Origin of the sequence: Ectothiorhodospira variabilis (genome assembly GCF_022227625.1) — a bacterium.
Lineage (GTDB): Bacteria > Pseudomonadota > Gammaproteobacteria > Ectothiorhodospirales > Ectothiorhodospiraceae > Ectothiorhodospira > Ectothiorhodospira haloalkaliphila.
This window is the reverse complement of sequence record NZ_JAJNAO010000011.1, coordinates 69439-89025: the sequence shown is the minus strand read 5'-3', so window position 1 is coordinate 89025 and position 19587 is coordinate 69439. Positions and strand designations below refer to the sequence as shown.

Below are 19587 nucleotides of genomic sequence, written 5' to 3'. Positions count from 1 at the left end.
CACAGTGCCTCCCCCACCCCCTCATCCCCAGCCCTTCTCCCCCCTCAGGGGAGAAGGGAGCTTCCGTAGCTGAACCTGGGTGCTTTCACAGTAAGGAACCAGCACCTATGAAGTTTCCCTCTCAGGGGTCGCCGGATCATCGCCGTGGACCACCATCTCACGGTATCCATGCCACATGGCGAAGCCAATCCAGGGAAAAACCAGGATCAGCGCGATGAGTGCAGTCAGCACCGACAGGCCGAACAATGCGGTGATCAATGCTGCCCAAGCCAGCATGGGTATCGGATTTCGGCTGAGCACCTTCAGGCTGATCGCCATGGCGTCCACAACCCCTGCGCGACGATCCAGCATCGCAGGTACCGTGACCACGCTCAGCGCGAAGGCAGCGACGGCCAAGGCCGCCCCAGCCACCACGACCCCAATCAGGGAAACGATGCCGCGGGTAGTGGACAGCATGGTGCCAAGCAACTCGCCCAGGCTCCCTGGTTGCCCAAGCACACCCACATTCATGACGCCGATCCATAGGGCCATGTAGCCGGTCCAGATGAGGAACATGGCAGCCAGCATTGCCGCAAACAGCCACAGGGACGAGCCCAGCGCCGGTAAGGCTCGAAAGCTTTGTGGGATGCTCAGATTGCCCTGATCACCATGCTCCAGTTGTCGAGCGAGTTCATTCACTCCCACCGCCAATGCAGGCCCCACCAGTAGAAATCCGGATATCAACGCCATGGTGAGCCATGGTTGGCCCCAGGTGAGCCAGAGAATCCCCAGCCCGAGGGCAGCAACCAGCAACCCGTGAGCCAACCCTGCCGGTGCCCGCCAAAGATCCTTCCATCCCTCTACAAGCCATCGCAGGGGGGCATCGCCAGATATTCGTCGAACGGGCGGCGTACCGCTGTCCAAGGTCTGCCGTGGTTGAATTTCGTCGGAATCTTCCGGATACCGGCGCTTGATCAGGTTGTCCACGATGACATCTCCTTTGGCTCGGCTCGGGTCAGTGTTGGCCCTCAACTTAACCTAGCAGATCACTCAGAAGATTTCTGTCGATGACAACGCCGAACGACAATTCAGGAAGAAGCACCCTGTCCCAACATGTCCCGAAACGGCCAGTCACCCGCCTCCCACATACTGGTTCAGAGTACTTCGCAACACCACCACGTCAATCGGTTTGGTGAGATACGCATTGAAACCCGCGGCTTCAGCACGCGACGAATCCCCGGCCATCGCATTCGCGGTTAATGCAATGACCGGAATATCCCGGCCCCATTCGGACAACCGCACCCGGCTTAGCACTTCGAAGCCATTCAAGTCCGCAGTATTGATATCCAGAAGCATAAGGTCCGGTTTGTGCCTTGCACCCAGTTCAAGACCCACGGTACCCGATGGCGTCGTGAGCAACCGAAATCCGGACTCTTTCCCCAGGATGCGCGCCACCAGGCGCACGCTGGCGGGGTTGTCCTCTATGTAAAGGATGGTTTTGGTGGCTTTTTCCCGCTCGGAGTGCACTGTCTCCTTCTCGGAGCAGTCACGAAGTGCAGAGGAATCAGTTGGCGCCAGTGCCTCCTCGGCTCGCGGCAACCAGAACCAGAAACGGCTACCAACGCCCATTGTGCTTTCCACGCCGATGGTACCGCCCATCAGTTCCACCAGGCGCTTGCTCAAGGCCAAACCAACACCGGCCCCCTCTATGGAACCGGTCTCACGCCCCAAGCGGCCGAAGCGCACAAAAACCTCCTCAAGCTTGTCCCTTGGAATGCCCTCTCCGGAATCGCTGACCGTGAACCATACGGACTCACCCTCCTGTGCGACCTCGAGAATCACCGACCCACCCGGCTCGTTGTACTTGATGGCGTTGGCCAGCAAATTCACCAGCACCTGCTTGACACGGAAGGGGTCGGCGCGCACCGCCGCATCCTGACAGGCGCGAACCTCCAGGGTGATCGATCGCTCTTGCAGGAGGGGCTCCACCAGCACACGAGCCGCCGCAGACACTTCGCCACAGCTGACGCTCCGTAGATCCAGTTCCACATCACCGGCTTCCAGCCGGGGAAGATCCAGGATTTCATCCACCAGCGCCCGAAGATGTTGGCCCGCCCGGGTGATCTCGCCGATGAACTGGGTCTGTTCCGCGGATGCCGCGGGGTCCTCCGACAGGATCTGACCAAAACCAAGAATGGCATTCAAAGGCGTGCGCAGTTCATGACTCATGGAGGCAAGAAACTCGCTCTTGGCCCGATTGGCCTTTTCGGCTTCAGCCTTGGCCGCAATGGCCTCTAGCCGAGCCTGTACCAGATGTTGCTCCACCTGCTTGCGTTCGGTGATGTCCTGCACCGTGCCCAGCAACTTTCGAACTCCACCGGCCTCATCGACCACGTGGCGACCAGTGGCCCAGATCCAGCGGATCTCACCATCCAGGCGTCGGATGCGGCATTCAAAGTCCCATGGCGCTGAGGTATCGACGGCGGTGCGGAACCGGGTGTCCACATACTCCCGATCCTCGGCCAGAACATGGTCTATGAATACCTCATAGGACCATTCGGGAAGCAGTTGCTGGTAGCCAAATATCTGATCATGAGTCAGTGAGCGATAGGCCGAATGGTCAGTCAGATCCAGTTCCCAGACGCCGATGCCATTGGCGGTCAGCGCAACGCCGATGCGTTCGTCCAGTTCACTGGAGGGCTCCGGGCCTGCCTGCCCTGATCGCCCCTCTCCTCGCCTTGCATTTTCCGAGCCGGCCATGCGCGACCTCCACGAACGCTTCGTTGGATCCTGACAGAGCACTTGCATGGTAACGCACATCTCGGTGGTGCAAAGAGGCTTGGTCAGATGCACCCTGGCAAGATCCCGGACTATCGTCGCTGACCACCCTTGGGCTTGACCCTGCCGGCTTGTCGGCAATCCACATGACTCGCTCCCGCACCTCGGCCCGGTCGAACAAGCGCTTGTTGCGCCGGTTACGGTGTCGGGTTTTCGGGATCAGATGATGCCGGGTGAGCAGTTCAGCCCGACCACAGAGTTGACAATTGGAAGGAGTGGACGACCCGGAACGGGTGTCATTAGCCTGCATGGACAGGCGTGCCACGGCAAAAGGCTACCGATCGGCGGGGATGGGAGGAAAAGGGTACTGACAAGAGACAGTCCTTCGTGGGCGAGGACTGGAACCAGATAGGGTCTTGAGGTGCTGGCGAAGGAATGGCCCGGATGCCGGGCGGGATGAGAACTTCGAAGCCATCCCGCCCGGAAGATCGGGTACAGACAACTCTGGGCCAGTTAGGCCAGGGTCGACTTGCCCGTCTGAGCCTGCATTGCAACCTGCTCGGTCGTGTCGACCAGGGAGGCGGTGTGCATCCAGTTGAAGCGCTCAGTGCTCAACAGGATGAAGTGGATCAAAAGGGCCAGCACGGCCAGGAATGCAAACAGGGCAACCAGCGCTCTGCGCGGATCGAACAGCAGCCAAGTACGCCACATATTGAAATCTCCTATATCGGAAAGAACCTGCTTTTACTGCTTCGCTGAGGGTAGTGCTTCAGACCTGATTCGCCATTGAGGCGAAGGGTCTTACCAGGACACACCCCAGGGACGCCACATCCAGGCCAGAACGTGAGCCACAGCGGCAACCGCCAGGAAGCCCATCATGCTGGTCATGAAGACACCATGAAACTCCATGGCTTCTTCTTCGTTCAGCCCCGAAAGAGAACCTTTCGTTTCACCCATCATTTGAATAGCCTCCAAATCAGTCTTATCGACATATACCGCGTCGACACAACGCGATCTCTTACAACGAGGCCGACACTACACCGGAAGAAGGTCCACAATAGTGATCCAGAACAACTAAATCCCGGAATCCACCAAAAACCGCCCCTGTAGCGGGAACCACTGACCACCATCCACCGGGTGATGGGCGGCTTCTTTCTGGTGGCATCCTCCCGGTCCCGGCCGGGGTGCGCCAGGGGCTATGGCGCTGCTATCCGTTGGCGGCTTGACCATCGCTGGCCTGTCCGGGCACCCGAGGCTGCAATCGCTCGAAGAGACTGTCCACGGCGAGGGCCAGCAGCCCGATCATCACCGCCCCCTGAATGATATAGGGGGTATTGCCATTGACGATGCCAGAGATGATGGGGTCACCCAGATTGCTGGCCCCCACCGTCGCTCCCAGGGCCGCGGTGGCCACATTGATGGTCACCGAGGTGCGGATGCCGGCCAGAATCACCGGCGCTGCCAGCGGCAATTCCACCTGAAGCAATACCTGCCTTGGAGTCATGCCCATGCCCCGGGCCGCCTCAAGCACTTCCGCAGAAACCCCCTGCAGACCCGCCAGGGTATTGCGTACGATGGGCAGCAGACCATACAGCACCAGGGCCACGATCACCGGCACCGCGCCAAAACCCAGCACCGGCACGGCCAGCGCCAGCACCGCCACCGGCGGGAAGGTCTGACCGATGGAGGCCAGTTGCGCCACCATGGGCATGAAATCGCGCCCGGCCGCCCGCGTGACCGCCACCGCCGCCCCCACACCCACGCAGGTGGCCAGCAACGCCGCCACTGCCACCATCAGGACATGCTGACCCAGCAGCACCAGAAAGCTTTCCCGGACGTAGATCACCTGGCGAAGATCCGGCTCCAGCAGGCGAAACAGGGGTTCCAGGGTGGTCATGCCCACAGCCAGCATCAGCAGGGCCGCCAGCCAGATCAGGGGTACGATAAACCGCCAACGGGATCGCCGATTGCCCCCCTCGCTTCCCTGGATGGCCACCTCACTCATGACGTGCCTTGTGCATCAGCACATCCAGAGAGAGTTGGCCCACGGGGGAGTCGTCCTCGTCCACCACGAGCAGATGCCGCGTGTGATGCCACAGCATCAGTGACAGGGCCTGGTTCACCGTGGCGTGCCGACGCACCATAGGCATACCCTCGGCCTCCGGTGCCACTGGAAGCATGCGTTCCTCCACCCGGATCAGGGCCGCCTCCTTGAGCCCCCGGTCATCCCCGCCCAGCAAGGACGCCACGAAATCATTCGCGGGTGCCCTCAGCAGTTCGGTAGGGCGTCCCTGCTGCACAATGCGGCCCTCGTGCATCACCACCAGCCGATCGGCCAGTGTCAGGGCCTCGTCCATGTCGTGGGTGACGAAGACGATGGTCTTGCCCAGGCGCGCTTGCAGATCGCGCAGCTCTCCCTGCAGGGTCTGGCGAGTGATGGGGTCCAGGGCCCCGAAAGGCTCGTCCATCAGCAGAATCTCCGGGTCGGCCGCCAGCGCCCGCGCCACCCCCACCCGCTGGGCCTGGCCGCCGGACAACTGGTGCGGGTACTTGTGGGCAAACTCCGGCGGCAGCCCCAGCAAATCCATCAGCGCCTCCACCCGTTCCTGAATGCGTGACCCGGACCACTGCAGCAGGCGGGGCACCAGCCCGATATTCCGACCCACCGTCCAGTGGGGAAACAGCCCGGTGCTCTGGATGGCATAGCCGATGCGGCGGCGCAACTGATCCTCCTGGAAATCCCGGATCGGCTGGCCATCCAGATGGATCTCGCCCTCGCTGTGTTCGATGAGTCGGTTGATCATGCGCAGGGTGGTGGACTTGCCGCAGCCGGAAGTCCCCACCAGCACACAGAACTCACCCCGTTCCACTCGCAGCGAGATGCGGTCCACCGCCGTCTCGTCGCCAAACCGCCGGGTTACGTCAAAGAGCTCGATCATGTGGCCTCCCGCCGTCGCAGTCGTTCCGCCAGGGCGCCCAGCAGGGCATCGGCCACCAGGGCCATGGCGATGATGGGCAGCGCCCCCAGCAGCACCAGATCCATCGCTGCCTGCCCCAGCCCCTGGAAGATGAAGGTGCCCAGCCCACCGGCGCCGATGAGCGCCGCCACGGCCGTCAGGCCGATGGCCTGAACGGTGGTGATACGGATACCCTCCAGCATCACCGGCAGGGCCAGCGGCAGGCGCACCTGGAAAAAGACCTGAACAGGGCTCATGCCCATGCCGCGGGCCGATTCGATCACGCCCGGATCCACCCCTTCCAGGGCCACGTAGGTATTGCGCACCATGGGCAGGAGGCTGTACGCCACCAGGGCCAGCCAGGCGGGGGCCCAGCCAATCCCGCTCACGCCCAGGGCACCCAACCATTGCACCTGATTGCCCAACCAGGCCAGCGGGGCCAGCAAAAGCCCGAACAGGGCAAGGCTGGGAATGGTCTGCAGGGAGTTCAGCACCCCGAATCCCAGGCGCCGCAGGCCATCGAAACGACGCATCGCCAACGCCATGCCCAGCCCAATCAGCAGGCTGGCACCCACTGCTGCCCCCACCAATGCCAGGTGGTAAAGCACGGCTTCCAGGAATTGTTCGCTGCGGGCCTGGTATTCCTGAACCAGCGCCAGCGGCGTGAGCCATTGGCTCAATGCCATGCCCCATATGGCGATGACGAACAGCAGCAGGCTCCATACCCACACGCGGCGCAACCGCAAGCGAATGCGCAACTCCACCAGCACCAGCAACCACAGGAACAGCAGCACCCAGAGACCGGGGCCGATGCCCACCCTCGCCTGAGGCATATCCGGGTCCAGCACGGCCACAACAGCACCGGACAACCACAGGGGCATGGCCACCAGCAGGCCCGTCACCAGCCCCAGGGCTGTCCAGAGCCTGGCAGAGGAGGGGTGCCAGGCCAGCCACACCACGCAGGCCATGAACATAGCCCCCAGCAACGTGACCATCCATCCCAGGGCCTCAACCGGACTCAGGGGCGTCCCCTGCACCAGCCGATTGGGGGCCACACTGAGGGCATCCAGTCCCAGCCAGGTCAGCAGCCCCAAGCTCATCAGACTGACCAGGACCCGATTGGGCCTGGCGTCACGAGACATGGGTTACTTACTCACCCAGATCCGAGAGGAAGTCCGCGGCCACCCGCCGGGCCGAGAGCCCCTGCACTGCCACCTGACCATTCAGGTGCTGCAGGGTCTCCATGTTCAGTGCCCGGAACACGGGCTCCAGCAGATCGGCAATCTCAGGGTGGGCCTCAAGCACCATCTGCCTCACCACCGGGGCCGGCTGGTAAACCGGCTGCACTCCCAGGGTGTCCTCCAGCACCACCAGATCCAGGGCCTGAATGCCACCGTCGGTACCGTAGGTCATGGCGGCATTGACACCACTGGTCTGACGGGCGGCGGCGCGCATTGTGGCCGCGGTATTACCCCCCGACAACACCAGCAGCTGATCCGGACGCAGTTCGAACCCATAGGCTGACTGGAAGGCTGGCAGGGCCTGCTCCGACTCGACGAATTCGGCGCTGGCGGCGAACTTGAATTCCCCTCCCCGATTGAGATAATCGGCCAGGTCCTGCAGCGTGACGAGACCATGGGCCCGGGCCAGATCACCGCGCACACTCATGGCCCAGGTATTGTTGGCATCGGCCGGAGCGAGCCAGATCAAGCCGTTTTCCGCGTCTCGCTCACGCACGGTGGCGTAGGCCTGTTCGGCGTCATGCCATACGTCGCTGTCGGTCATATCGAAGAAGAAGGCGCCGTTGCCGGTGTATTCGGGGTAGATATCGATATCGCCCGAATTCAATGCCCCGCGGAGGATGCTCGTGCCCCCCAACTGCAGCCGGTCACGGACTTCGATGCCACCCGCCTCAAGCCGCTGGAGGATGATCTGACCCAGCACGGCACCCTCGGTATCAATCTTCGAAGACACCACCACCGGCTTGCCGGCCTGTGCCACGGAAACGGCGCAAAGGGCGCCAAGCGCCAGTGCAAACAGTCCTTTCATGAAGCGAGACATGACTCTTCCAATGCTTGTGGATCTGGCGGGAGTATAAGGGCCTCCGCATGGTCGACTCCAGCGCCCGAGGTCTGGCTTTTCCGCTCCAGTGCCGCAACAATCGAGCGGTAGTGCGACTCCTCGTCACCCCCATGAAACGGACCCAAACGGCGGGAACCCATGCCAAGGCAATCTCTCGAATCCCTGCTTGAAAGCCTCAACACGTCAGAACACCCCGGCCTGGTCCCCCTGCTCGGCGCCGTGGTGGACTGGCTTCGCCCCGATGGAGCGGAAACCACCGAAGATGTGGTGGAACGGATCCAACAGTTGCATGATGCTCAGAAAGGCCGCAGCCAGAAAGGCGAGCAGCCCGCCGCGCCTGACCTGCGCAAGCACCTGCAAACCTCCATGGCGGAGGCACGACATCTCTCGCTGTACACCGAAATTGGTCTGTTCTCTCGACGGGGCTTCGTGCGGGAGTTGGGCCAGCGTTTCTATGAACGGATCAACCCTCGGCCGCGCGACCCGGAAAATCTGCGGGATGTGCTCTCCCAGGTTTTCAATCGACCTGGTGACACCGTATGGGTCACCCAGGTGCCCGATGATGCCTGGATCCTGCTGCTGGACGCTCTGGTGGACCTGGATGACACCAATGGCCCGGCCCTGACGCGTGCCCGGGAACAAGTGCTCTATTCACTTGAGATGCTCTCCCTATGGGTGGCCGCCGAAGAACTGGAGCCGGAGCTGCTGCGCCTGGACCCGGACATTGCCGAACGCAACTCCCCCTTCGTGGCCCTGGAGCGGGAACTGTCGGCCTATGTGCGGTACTACGCCCAATGGCTTGAAGACCCGAAACAGGATGCCCACGACGACGAGCACGCCCGGGTGCTCCTGCAACAATGCATGGATCAGGTGGATCGCTTTCACAAGCGGGCAGTCACCCATGGCAGCAGCATGAGCCTGACCCATCTACTGGAGCGTCTGGATCAGACTCTCACCCGCATCAGCGACTTGCTGGACATCCTCAAGCGCGACGACAACACCTGCCAGCGCTGTGCCGGGGCCCGGCTATTCAGGGAAATGGTGGTGCAGAACGCCCGGCAGCGTAGCCTGCGCGCCCTGTGGCAGGACAACATCAAGCTGGTGTCGCGCAGCATCACCGAGCAATCCGGCGAGACCGGTGAGCACTACATCACCCAGAACCGACGCGAATATCTGCAGATGCTGGGTTCCGGCGCCGGCGCCGGCCTGATCATAGCGTTCATGGCCCTGATCAAGATCCAGCTCATGCAGATGGGCCTGTCCCCGGGCGTGGAAACCTTCTGGGTAAGCCTTAACTATGGCCTGGGCTTCGTGCTGATCCATATCCTGCATTTCACTGTGGCCACCAAGCAGCCCGCCATGACGGCCGCCCGACTGTCGGCTGCCATCGAGGCCGGTGAAAAGGGCGCGGCCAACCAGGCACAGATCGCCCGGTTGCTGATCCAGGTGGGTCGATCCCAATTCGTGGCGGTGCTGGGCAACGTGAGCCTGGCGCTGCCGGTGGCCCTGCTGGTGGGCTGGGCCTCGCTGGCCTGGTTGAACCAGCCGGTGATGGATGAGGCCCAGATGCACTATCACCTGCTGGAACTGCGTCCGTTGGCGGGTCTGGCCATATTCCACGCGGCCATCGCCGGCGTCTGGTTGTTCGTCGCCGGGCTCATCGCAGGCTATTTCGACAATCGCAGCGCCTATCTGCAACTGGGGGCCCGGCTGCGGGATAATCCCCTGCTGGCCCGTGTGACGCCCATGGGGTTGCGTCATCGCATTGCTGACTATCTGGACAAGAACTACGGGGCTCTGATGGGCAACTTCCTCTTTGGCGTGCTGCTCGGGGTCACCGGATTCATCGGGCTTTTGCTGGGACTGCCCCTGGATATCCGCCATGTGGCCTTTGCCTCGGCCAACCTGGGCTATGTCGCCTCCATCGAGGCCATGCAGAGTGCCACCTTCCTGATGTACTTCCTGTTCGTGCTGGTGATCGGGGCGGTTAATCTATGGGTGAGCTTTGCCCTGGCCATGTATGTGGCGCTGCGCTCACGGGGTGTGCGCCTGGGAGACCTGCGTCAGTTGATGCGCGCCTACGGGCGGGAATTGCGCAAGGATCCGCAAGGCTTCCTGCTACCACCACGGCACACCCCGGAGGATTCCCAACCCAAGGATTGACCCGGACTGGCTCTGGCTCGGGCGGGCGGCGTAGAATGTCGCCCCTTTCCCAAGCCAACATTTCCAGCCCACACCCGCGGATAGTCCCATGGCCAACTCCCTGCATGAACAGCTCCTGAAAGCGGGGCTGGTGGATGAGAAAAAACTCAAGCAGGCGCGGCACGCCTCGCCAAAGAAGAAAAAGAAGGGCAAAGGCAAGGCGGCGGCGGAACCGGCCCAGCCCAGCGCGGCCGAGGAGGCGCGGCGCCGGGAGGCGGAACGCTCCCGCGAGCTGAACCGTCAGCAGAAGGAGGCCGCCGAGCGCAAGGCCCTGGAGGCGCAGATCCGCCAGTTGATCGACACTCATCGCCAGGACCGGGAGGGTGGCGAGATCGCCTATAACTTCCAGCACGGCAAGTTGATCCGCCACCTGCATGTCACCCCGGAGCAACGGGATCGGCTGGGCAACGGGCGGATGGCCATTGTCGCCCTGGAGGATGGCTACGAGGTGGTGACCCGGGAGGGGGCCGACAAGATCGCCGAGCGGGATGCCGACCGAGTGGTGGTCTGCAATGACCCCGACCCCCGGGACAAGGCGAAGGATGAGGATGACCCCTACGCCGGTTACGAGATACCGGATGACCTGATGTGGTGAGTGTCCACCGCGCGAGGCGGGCTATCCAGCCAGCGCACAGCCCGCCGCATGACCGGATGCCCAGGCCCATTGGAAGTTGAAGCCACCCAGATGACCGGTGACATCCACCACCTCTCCAATGAAGTACAGCCCCGGATAGGCCCGACACTCCAGGGTCTTGGAGGACAGGGCATCCGTATCCACCCCGCCCACCGTGACCTCGGCCACGCGATACCCTTCCGTGCCCGACGGCCACACCTGCCATGACTGGCACACCCGCTCCACCTGGGCAATGTCCTCGTCACTGAGCTGATCCAGGGGCTTGCTCTCCACCCAAAGATCACACCAGCGTTGCGCCACCCGTCGGGTGAGTCGCTCTCCCAGCAGGGTCTTCAATTCCATCTTCGGACGCTGCGTGCGCACGCTACGGATGTGATCGCCCAGGTTCACGCCCGGGAAGAGATCGATCTCCACCGGCTGCCCCGGCTCCCAGTAGGATGACACCTGCAATACCGCCGGCCCGCTCAGCCCCCGATGGGTGAACAGCAGGTTCTCCCGGAAGCTCTGGCCATCAAATCCTGCCTCGGCATCCAGGGCGATGCCGCTCAGGTCCTCCAGGCGCTTGAGGGCCTTGCCCTCCAGCGTGAGGGGCACCAGCCCGGGGCGTGTGGCGCGCACGGGGATATCCAGGGATCGGGCCAGGTCAAAGCCGAACCCGGTGGCCCCCATGGTGGGAATGGAATAGCCCCCGGTGGCAATCACCAGGGCGTCGGCCTGCACGGTCCCCGTGGGTGTGTCCACCTGATGGGGCGCGCCGATGCGCACATCCTTGATGGCGGTGCGGGTGCGGATCTCCACATGACCGACCTCGCATTCCGCCAGCAGCATGTTGAGGATGTCCTTGGCGGAGCGGTCGCAGAACAACTGGCCGTGTTCCCGTTCATGGTAGGGAATGCCGTAGCGCTCCACCAGGGCGATGAAGTCCCAGGGGCTGAAACGGCTCAGGGCGGATTTGGCAAAGTGGGGATTGGCGCTGATGAAATCCTCGGCGGTGCAGTGCAGGTTGGTGAAGTTGCAGCGCCCGCCGCCGGACATGAGGATCTTCTTGCCCGGTTTGTTGGCATGGTCCAGCACCAGCACGCGCTGGCCCCGTTGTCCGGCCACCCCGGCACACATGAGGCCAGCGGCACCGGCGCCGATGATGATGACGTCGTAATGAGTGGGAGGGGTTGGCATGGTGGCGGAGTTTAACAGTAGTCCGGGCCCCTCTCCCGCTTGCGGGAGAGGGGTTGGGGTGAGGGCCGTCCATGGCAGAAGGGCATCGGGCTCAATCCGACTTGATGGGCCCCCGTAACGCCTTCGTCCGTCCCCGCTGAATCTTCTTCTCCAGGCGTCGCCGTTTGGAGGCCAGTGTCGGCCGCGTGGGCTTGCGCTTCTTGACCGGCCGCCCGGCCTCCTGGATCAACTCCCGCAACCGCTCCAGGGCATCCTCCCGGTTCTGTTCCAGGGTGCGGAAGCGCTGAGCCTTGATGATGATCACGCCATCCTTGCTGATGCGCTGATCCGACATGCGCAGCAACCGATCCTTGTACAAGCGGGGCAGCGACGAACGCTGAATATCAAACCGCAGGTGGACCGCCGAGGCCACCTTGTTGACGTTCTGACCGCCCGCCCCCTGGGCGCGGATCTGGCTGATCTCCACCTCCCAGTCGCCCAGGGTCACGTTGTTGGAAATATGCAGCATGACAACTCACCGTGGTGCCGGCCGACCACTCAGTGCTGAGATGGGAATCTGACCCGTTTCCTCCATGGTGATCAGGCGGCTGAAACCACCCGCATCCAGCCGCGCCCGCACCTTGTAGTTCAGGTGATCGCGATCGGCGCGGGCCATCAGATCATTGAGCAGACGCAGGCTATTGATCAGATCCAGCCCCGCTTCCACCTCAAAGCGTGACTCACCAAACGCCGGGATGGTTTCAAGGTCGCTGGCTACACCGGTGATCAACTGGTGCCCCTCGAAATCCACGGCGTAGCTCATGCCCCGCAGGGGCAGGCTGGCGGGGTTGGGATTGACCACCCGCAGGCCCAGGGCGAACCGGGGCGTCACGCCCTGATTGGGCACGACGCGGAAGGACTCCAGGCTCACCGACGGCGTCTCGAAGTCACTGCGCATGGCGGCGCAACCGCTCAGCAACAGGGCACCGGAGGCCAGCAGGAGACGACGTCGTGTGATGAGCATGGAAAGACTCCAGTGAGCCGGGGAAGATGGACCCTCAGCTTAACGCAATCAGGCCCCGTTGCAGCAGGGATTGGACCACGGCTTGCGAACGCGTGCCAGGCCATGCGATGGTTATCGGTTCACCAAACGTGAACCACGACGCCCTGCCATGCTGATGCCCCTGCTGCTCATGTTCGCCATCCTCGCCGTGGGCGCGGGCCTGCTCATCTGGCATGCGCGGATCGCCTTTGTGGTGAAGCTCCAGGACGGCAAGGCCCAGGCACAACGTGGCACGCCACCGCCGGACTTCCTGAGGGGCTGCGGGGATGTGGCCCGCATGTATGGCCTCAAGCAGGGCCGGATCCAGGGCATCCGCACGGGACAGGGAGTCCGGCTGAGCTTCTCCCGGGACATCCCCGAACACACCCACCAGCCCTTTCGCAACGTCTGGACCCCTCCCCCAGGTGGCAACGGTGGCGGCGGCCGCCGAGCCGCCGGTTAGCCTCGGGAAGCGAAAAACGGACAGCCTCCTTTTCGTGGGAGCTGGCCTGCCAGCGATGCCCTGCGACAGCAGCGCGCCGCCTGGACTGGCCCTGCGCTGAAATCCTTCGCGGCCAAGGGCCGCTCCCACGAGGGCTTGGCGACTCGCGGTTCCCGCCTCAATCACAAGGCCCGTATTTGATGTCCACCCACAACCCCGCCCCGACCCGCGATACTTCCACCCTGATCCAACAAGGACCTGGCCATGGCCTGGCTGTGGGCGCCCTGCTCATCGGCGCCGGGCTCTGGGGGTGTTTCTGGATCCCCCTGCGCTGGCTGGAACAGGCCGGCCTGCACGGCCTGTGGTCGGTAGCCTTCATCTATCTCGGTGCAAGCCTGGTGGGGCTGGTGGTGGCACGGCACCATCTTGGCTGGGTGCGCCGTCACCCGGGGCGATTTGCCGGCATTGCGCTCACCTCGGCGCTGTCGGGCACCGCCTTCTCCCTGGGCATGATCGAGGGCGATGTGGTCAGGGTGCTGTTGTTCTTCTACCTGTCGCCGGTGTGGGCGGTCATCCTCGCGCGCCTGCTTTTACGCGAACCGCTCACCCCGCAGGCGCTGTTCGCCCTGACCCTGGCCATGACCGGTGCCCTCGTGATGCTCTGGCCCACCAACACCGGCCTGGCCCTGACCCGGGCGGATCTGCTGGGCCTGCTGGCGGGCATGGCCTTCTCGGCCACCAATATCCAGGTGCGCTATGCCTACTGGATGCCGCTGCGGGTGAAGACCCTGGCGGCCTGGTCTGGAGCCCCCCTGCTGGCCATGGGGGCTGCGGGCACCCTGGGCATCGGCCTCACGCCGGACCCATGGACCATCGCCGTGGCCCTGCTGGTGGGCATGACGATCATGACCACCATGACCCTGACGGTGCAGGTGGGCGTGACCTGGCTCCCGGTGCGCCAGTCCTCGGTAATCCTCATCTTCGAGCTGGTGGCTGGCGCCGTCTCAGCCGCCTGGCTGGCCGGCGAGCTGCTGAGCCCCAGGGACTGGATCGGTGGCGCGCTCATCGTGATGGGCGGCCTCATCGCCGGGTGGCGACGTTCCCGCTAGGGCAGATCATGGGTCGGTCCAGCCGACCGGCGGCGGCGTTTGGCAATTGACGAAACCCCGGCCATGCCCAATTCTGAAGGCTTGACGGCCACTCGATGATGCCATGGAACACGCCACTGCCCCCCTGCCTTGCGCCGACACTGCCTCGACTCCCGAGGGTGTGATCCGGCCTGCCCGGATGACCGATATCCCTGCACTCGTGGCCCTGGAGCAGCGCTGCTTCCCCACAGATCGCCTCTCCCGACGGCAATTCCGCTACATGCTGACCAAGGCCAATGCACACACCCTGGTGCACGACACCGGCAAGGGCCCTGGGGGTTACGTGCTCGTGCTGTTCAGCCGCGGCACGTCAAGCGCAAGGCTGTATTCCATCGCCCTGGACGCCGCCGCCCGGGGGCAGGGCCTGGGCCGAAACCTGGTGCGGGCGGCCGAAGCCGCTGCCCGGGCCAGGGACTGCGCCTACCTGCGCCTGGAGATCCGCAAGGACAACACGGCCTCGCAGTATTTGTTCGAGTCCCTGGGCTATCGACGTTTCGGTGAGTATGACGACTATTACGAAGATCACATGGATGCCTGGCGCTACGAAAAATCACTGGCAGCCGATCTGCGACCGGAGATGGTCCGCGTGCCGTTTTACGAGCAGACCCTGGATTTCACCTGTGGCCCTTCCTGTCTGATGATGGCCATGAAGGCCCAGGACCCGACGCTGACCCTGGACCGCAAGCTGGAACTTCGCCTTTGGCGGGAGGCCACCACCATCTACATGACCTCGGGCCATGGGGGTTGCGGGCCTTTCGGGCTGGCCCTGGCTGCGGCCCATCGGGGCTTTTCCGTGGAACTCACCCTGGGCGATGAACAGATACCGCTACTGGATTCCGTGCGCAGCCAGGACAAGAAAGAGGTGATGCGTCTGGTTCAGGAAGACATGCTGGACGAGATCCACGGCCTGGGCATTCCGGTGCATTACGGGCACCTGACACCGGTGGACCTGCGGGCGCGTTTTGATGCCGGCGGCATCCCCGTGGTGCTCATCAGTTCCTACCAGATCTACGGCGAGAAGTTTCCCCATTGGGTGGTGGTGACCGGCTTTGATGAGCACTTCATCTACGTGCATGATCCCTTCGTGGACTACGACAACGGTGAAACCCCGCTGGACTCGTTGAACATGCCCATCCTGCAACGGGATTTCGAGCGCATGGCCCGCTATGGCAAGGCGGGACTCAAGGCGGTCCTGGTGATCGGCCCCCGAGCCGATTCGTAACCACACAAAGCCCGAACCCCGCGCAACAAGCCACAAGGAAGACCCCATGTCGGATCATGTCCTGCTCATCGAGCAACCCGGAGACTGGAAGCCCCATTTCCCGGACTACCCCGTGGTGCTGGCCGCGGACTACCTCACCCACCCGGACCATGCCGCCGGCAAAAGCCGCTTGCGGGTGATCAACCTGTGCCGCAGCCTTCGCTACCTGAGCGTGGGTTACTACTGTTCGCTGCTGGCCGAGGCCCGGCAACACAAGGTGGTGCCCTCGGTGCGAACCCTGCAGGACCTCTCCCGCAAGTCCATCTACAGCCTGGACACCGAGGACATCGACCGCAAGGTGGCCCGGGTACTGGGGCGCAAACGCTCGGGACTGGAACCCACGGCGTTCGAGATCACCGTCTTCTTCGGGCAGTGCGCACCCAAGGAACTACGGGAGATCGCCCAGCAGTTGTTCACCGTCTTCCCCACCCCATTGTTCAAGGTGGAATTCCGGTTGGTGGGCCAGTGGCGGATCGAAGCCCTCAAGCCCATGGCCCTGAACAGCCTGGATGCCGAGCAGGAGGACGCCTTTTTCAGCGCCCTGGAAACCTATCTCAAGCGCCCTTGGCGCAAACCCCGGGGCACCCGCAGCTACAAGTATGATCTGGCCATCCTGCAAAACCCGGAAGAGGATCTGCCGCCCTCCAACCGGGCGGGCCTGAACCACTTTGTACGCCTGGGACGCACCATGGGGCTGGAGGTGGACCTGATCGACCGACGGGATTTCGGGCGCCTGGCGGAATACGATGCCCTGTTCATCCGCGAAACCACCCGCATCGACCATCACACCTACCGCTTCGCTCGCAAGGCCAGCAGCGAGGGCATGGTGGTGATCGACGACCCCGATTCCATCCTCAAGTGCACCAACAAGGTCTACCTGGCTGAACGGCTCTCGGCCAACAAGGTCCCCACGCCCCGCACGCTGGTGCTGCGCCGAGAAAACCTCCTCACCGCTGAGGAGCATATCGGCTATCCCGTGGTCCTGAAGATCCCGGACGGATCATTCTCCCGAGGCGTGTTCAAGGCCGAGAACCGTGCCGAACTGGAAGAGATCGGCCGCAGGCTGCTGAAGGAATCGGATCTGATCCTGGCCCAGGAATTCGTTTACACGGAGTTTGACTGGCGCATTGGCGTGCTCAACAAGCAACCCCTTTACGCATGCCAGTACCTGATGTCCCGAAAACACTGGCAGATCGTAAACCACCAGGCCAAGGGCCGACTGCGGCAAGGGGGTGCGCGTACCCTGGCAGTGGAGGATGTCCCTCCCATGGTGATCAAGACGGCCCTCAAGGCCGCCAATCTCATCGGCGATGGGCTTTACGGGGTGGATCTGAAACAGACAGACCGTGGCATGATGGTGATCGAGGTCAACGACAACCCGAGCCTGGACGCGGGCGTGGAGGACGCCCTCCTCAAGGAGGACCTGTACCGCCGCATTCTGGAGGATTTTGTGCGGCGGCTGGATTTAACCCGAAAGCGCTAGGGCACAGCCCGCGGTCATGATCTCCCTTGAAGACCACCAGGCATGGCAGGAGGCCGCCCGAATCAACCCCCGTCCCTTGCCGCCCTCGCCTCTTCCTTGACCGACTCAGGCCAGGCGAAGGAGATACGGTTGCCGCTGCCCCGTTGTTCGCCGCCGCGCTCGGTCCCCTTTTCCGTGAGTTGCCAGGCGCCGTCCTTCTGCTCCAGCAGGCCCTGCCCAGCCAGCAGATCGAGGAAGGGGCCGGTCTTCATGCCCAGGGCGGAGGCGATACGGGAGGAAGGTAATTTCTTCTCGGACGCCGGGCCTTCATCCCGATGGGAGGCCGGTGGCGATGAAGCATCGGAAGCCGCCGTGGATGACTTCTGTGCCTTCCCCCCCGCAGATTTTGCCTTGCCACGGCGTTGGCCCGCGGTCTCCTTGGCCGCCTCCCCGGTCTTGCCTCGGGCTGCGGGTTTGGCCTTTCCTTTGGGGGCCGCGCCCTCCTGGGTGGCGGATTTGGAGGACTTCCTGGCACCACGGGCGCCCGCACGACCCCGTTGGGTGCGGGGCTTGGCGTCGTCCTCCCTGGGTGCTGCTGGTGCGGCGGGCGCGGTATCGGCATCCTCGGGCCGTGCTGCCTGCTCCGGCGCCACCCCGGGGGAGGCTGCCTGATCACTGATGCCGAATTCGGCCTCATAATCCGGCGCACGTGCCACATGCCGCCCGACCAGCGCCTCGGCACAGCCCTGAAGGGCCTGGATGCTCACGGTGGAGGCCAGGGCACGTAACATGGCCAGGTAGTTTCCACCCTGCCCTGGCTTGCCCCGAAGGCCTTGTTCCAGAACATCCTCCAGCCAGGTGACCTGGCCACCCGGGTTGTGCTCGCCAGCCAGGTGCACATGGGCATCGGGCCCCACCACGATGCGGCCGTGGACCTGTGGAATGAGCCTCACGCCCAAACGATGGGGCCAGGACATGAACAACACCGCGTTGCCCAGGGCTCGCACCTGCTCGGCCAGATCGTTCAGCGGGTCGATGACCTCCAGCGGGTTGCCGTCCACTTCCTCATCCACATGGAAGAAGCGCTCCTCGGCCTCCACCCTGACCCCGGTATTGAAGAAGCGGGAGTCCAGCACGAACGCCTCCATGCGGCGGTTGAACACCACATGATCGAAGTGAACGGACGTGCCCCGCACTTCCAGTTGCAGGTCATGGATGACCACAGCCTGATCGGAGTCGGCCAGTTGCTGATCCAGTTCGGCGGCTGCGGCCAGCCGCCCCTCCAGGGCCAGGATCCTCGCCCGGATCTGCCGGGCCTGTTCTTCGCTGGCCCGCTCAAGCAGACGGTTTAGTTCCTCAATGTGGGGGGCGAGGTCGTCAACAGGCTTGATCAGCATGGCACACTTACCTGTGGTTTCCCGGAGTATTTATGTGGGTAGCCAATATCCCACGAAAAATAAGTCATATCTACCCTGCGCAGGGAGCTCGACGCTACATGGCCCAAAGCAGGAACGTGCTGATGGCACCAAACAGCAGGACCGAGACAATGGCCCAGAGGCTCAGACCCTCCACCTCGGCGGCCCGCTCACGCCGAAAGGTCTCGCTGAGCCGATAACGCAGGGTGAACAGGGCGGCATACCCGATGATTGCGGCAGACGGCACGTAGATGATGGCCAGCAACACACCCCATACCACGAAGGGTGGGCGGGTCTGGGCGAAGATGTAGCCCAGGATGATCCAGAGGGCCACCAGGCCCAGCGGGATGGCTGCAACCACGGGGTTGAGCGGCGAAGGCTCCTTCAGGCGCGCCCAGAGGCCCACCCGGGGTTGCTTGGGTGGCCTGCCACGGCGCACCCCACCGGAGCCGTCAGGATGCGGTGTACCCTCGCCACGCCCCTGGGCCAGGTGCTGGTCGTAGAGGACGGCCGCCTCGTTCAGGTACTGGGCCTTGGCCTCGTTGGGGTCCTGGTCGCACTGCTCCAGGCACCGCTGCCAAAGGCTTTCACTTCGATTTTCGTCAAACTCCCGCGAGGCCAACAGCCAGGCCTCGCGATGCTGAATCTGGGTCATGGGGGTTCCTTGCAAATGAATGAATACCCACCCTGGCGCGAGGCAAACCACGCAGCCCTGGGTCGGTCGGGATCACATCAAACGGAGAACATGGCCTCCAGATCGTGCCGGGAGTACGCCTTGAAGGCCAGCAGTGTGTTGGTCTTCTCCAGGCCGTCGATGGTCAGCAGTCGACGGGTCACCACCTCGGCCAGATCATCGTTCCTGGGCACGCGCGCGATGGCGATCAGGTCATACTGACCACTGACGGAAAAGACCTCGGTGATCTGTTCCATATCGGCCAGTTCCTCGGCGATCTGGTTGATCTTCTGACGCTGGACATTCATCAGGATGATGGCGGTGACCATGGGGACTCCTCGGTTGGGAAACGGTCGC

At 63.3% G+C, this 19587-nt stretch carries 20 protein-coding genes; 6 read left to right on the top strand and 14 right to left on the bottom strand.

The features are described 5' to 3' along the window. Window positions 1-105: 105 nt before the first annotated feature. From LPW30_RS11700 to osmF, 8 genes are all read right to left on the bottom strand, one after another. A complete protein-coding gene (locus tag LPW30_RS11700) occupies window positions 106-966 on the bottom strand; it encodes a DUF2189 domain-containing protein (protein WP_239680930.1) in 861 nt (286 codons plus the stop codon). Between the two features lie 144 nt (window positions 967-1110). Then, window positions 1111-2739: a hybrid sensor histidine kinase/response regulator gene (locus LPW30_RS11695; RefSeq protein WP_239680929.1), complete on the bottom strand. Its 1629-nt coding sequence runs from the start codon at window positions 2737-2739 to the stop codon at window positions 1111-1113. A gap of 531 nt (window positions 2740-3270) precedes the next feature. Continuing rightward, window positions 3271-3468: a light-harvesting antenna LH1, alpha subunit gene (pufA, locus tag LPW30_RS11690; RefSeq protein WP_025280862.1), complete on the bottom strand. Its 198-nt coding sequence runs from the start codon at window positions 3466-3468 to the stop codon at window positions 3271-3273. A gap of 90 nt (window positions 3469-3558) precedes the next feature. Beyond that, window positions 3559-3717: a light-harvesting antenna LH1, beta subunit gene (gene pufB, locus LPW30_RS11685; RefSeq protein ID WP_025280861.1), complete on the bottom strand. Its 159-nt coding sequence runs from the start codon at window positions 3715-3717 to the stop codon at window positions 3559-3561. A gap of 247 nt (window positions 3718-3964) precedes the next feature. Next, window positions 3965-4762, bottom strand: coding sequence for an ABC transporter permease (locus LPW30_RS11680; protein ID WP_239680928.1), 798 nt, complete (start codon window positions 4760-4762; stop codon window positions 3965-3967). Continuing rightward, window positions 4755-5696 carry an ABC transporter ATP-binding protein gene (locus tag LPW30_RS11675; RefSeq protein WP_025280859.1) on the bottom strand — a complete coding sequence of 314 codons (942 nt, stop codon included), beginning with the start codon at window positions 5694-5696 and terminating at the stop codon, window positions 4755-4757. Before LPW30_RS11675 ends, LPW30_RS11680 begins: the two co-directional genes overlap by 8 nt. After that, window positions 5693-6856, bottom strand: coding sequence for an ABC transporter permease (locus tag LPW30_RS11670; protein WP_239680927.1), 1164 nt, complete (start codon window positions 6854-6856; stop codon window positions 5693-5695). The genes LPW30_RS11675 and LPW30_RS11670 overlap by 4 nt, the downstream gene beginning before the upstream one ends. A 7-nt stretch (window positions 6857-6863) precedes the next feature. Then, a complete protein-coding gene (gene osmF, locus LPW30_RS11665; protein ID WP_025280857.1) occupies window positions 6864-7775 on the bottom strand; it encodes a glycine betaine ABC transporter substrate-binding protein OsmF in 912 nt (303 codons plus the stop codon). Between the two features lie 159 nt (window positions 7776-7934). Here osmF and LPW30_RS11660 point away from each other — a divergent pair, with 159 nt between their 5' ends. Further along, window positions 7935-9959 (top strand): site-specific recombinase, encoded by a 2025-nt coding sequence (locus LPW30_RS11660; protein ID WP_025280856.1) that lies wholly within the window; start codon window positions 7935-7937, stop codon window positions 9957-9959. 88 nt (window positions 9960-10047) lie between these two features. Then, window positions 10048-10593, top strand: a complete 546-nt coding sequence (locus LPW30_RS11655; RefSeq protein ID WP_238624167.1) for a DUF2058 domain-containing protein — start codon at window positions 10048-10050, stop codon at window positions 10591-10593. Between the two features lie 21 nt (window positions 10594-10614). Here the strand turns inward: LPW30_RS11655 and LPW30_RS11650 are convergent, their stop codons facing one another. The 3 genes from LPW30_RS11650 to LPW30_RS11640 form a co-directional block, all read right to left on the bottom strand. Then, a complete protein-coding gene (locus tag LPW30_RS11650; protein WP_025280854.1) occupies window positions 10615-11808 on the bottom strand; it encodes a BaiN/RdsA family NAD(P)/FAD-dependent oxidoreductase in 1194 nt (397 codons plus the stop codon). A gap of 91 nt (window positions 11809-11899) precedes the next feature. Continuing rightward, window positions 11900-12316, bottom strand: a complete 417-nt coding sequence (arfB, locus tag LPW30_RS11645; protein ID WP_239680926.1) for an alternative ribosome rescue aminoacyl-tRNA hydrolase ArfB — start codon at window positions 12314-12316, stop codon at window positions 11900-11902. 6 nt (window positions 12317-12322) lie between these two features. Beyond that, window positions 12323-12811 (bottom strand): LEA/WHy family protein, encoded by a 489-nt coding sequence (locus LPW30_RS11640; protein ID WP_239680925.1) that lies wholly within the window; start codon window positions 12809-12811, stop codon window positions 12323-12325. A 148-nt stretch (window positions 12812-12959) separates the two neighbouring features. Here LPW30_RS11640 and LPW30_RS11635 point away from each other — a divergent pair, with 148 nt between their 5' ends. The 4 genes from LPW30_RS11635 (at window position 12960) to LPW30_RS11620 (ending at window position 17163) form a co-directional block, all read left to right on the top strand. Next, window positions 12960-13292: a DUF3634 family protein gene (locus LPW30_RS11635; protein WP_025280851.1), complete on the top strand. Its 333-nt coding sequence runs from the start codon at window positions 12960-12962 to the stop codon at window positions 13290-13292. A 179-nt stretch (window positions 13293-13471) separates the two neighbouring features. Continuing rightward, a complete protein-coding gene (locus LPW30_RS11630; protein ID WP_239680924.1) occupies window positions 13472-14380 on the top strand; it encodes a DMT family transporter in 909 nt (302 codons plus the stop codon). 103 nt (window positions 14381-14483) lie between these two features. After that, window positions 14484-15641: a GNAT family N-acetyltransferase/peptidase C39 family protein gene (locus tag LPW30_RS11625; protein ID WP_174411994.1), complete on the top strand. Its 1158-nt coding sequence runs from the start codon at window positions 14484-14486 to the stop codon at window positions 15639-15641. Window positions 15642-15687: 46 nt separating this feature from the next. Further along, complete coding sequence (locus LPW30_RS11620; protein ID WP_239680923.1) at window positions 15688-17163, top strand: RimK family protein; 1476 nt, start codon at window positions 15688-15690, stop codon at window positions 17161-17163. Between the two features lie 62 nt (window positions 17164-17225). Here the strand turns inward: LPW30_RS11620 and LPW30_RS11615 are convergent, their stop codons facing one another. From LPW30_RS11615 to LPW30_RS11605, 3 genes are all read right to left on the bottom strand, one after another. Then, window positions 17226-18539, bottom strand: a complete 1314-nt coding sequence (locus LPW30_RS11615) for an NERD domain-containing protein (RefSeq protein ID WP_239680922.1) — start codon at window positions 18537-18539, stop codon at window positions 17226-17228. A 94-nt stretch (window positions 18540-18633) separates the two neighbouring features. Further along, the gene (locus LPW30_RS11610; protein ID WP_238624160.1) at window positions 18634-19212 is read right to left on the bottom strand and encodes a hypothetical protein; all 579 of its coding nucleotides are present in this window, start codon (window positions 19210-19212) and stop codon (window positions 18634-18636) included. Between the two features lie 77 nt (window positions 19213-19289). Then, entirely contained in the window at window positions 19290-19559 is a 270-nt protein-coding gene (locus tag LPW30_RS11605) for an Lrp/AsnC family transcriptional regulator (protein ID WP_025280845.1), read from the bottom strand. Window positions 19560-19587: the final 28 nt, after the last annotated feature.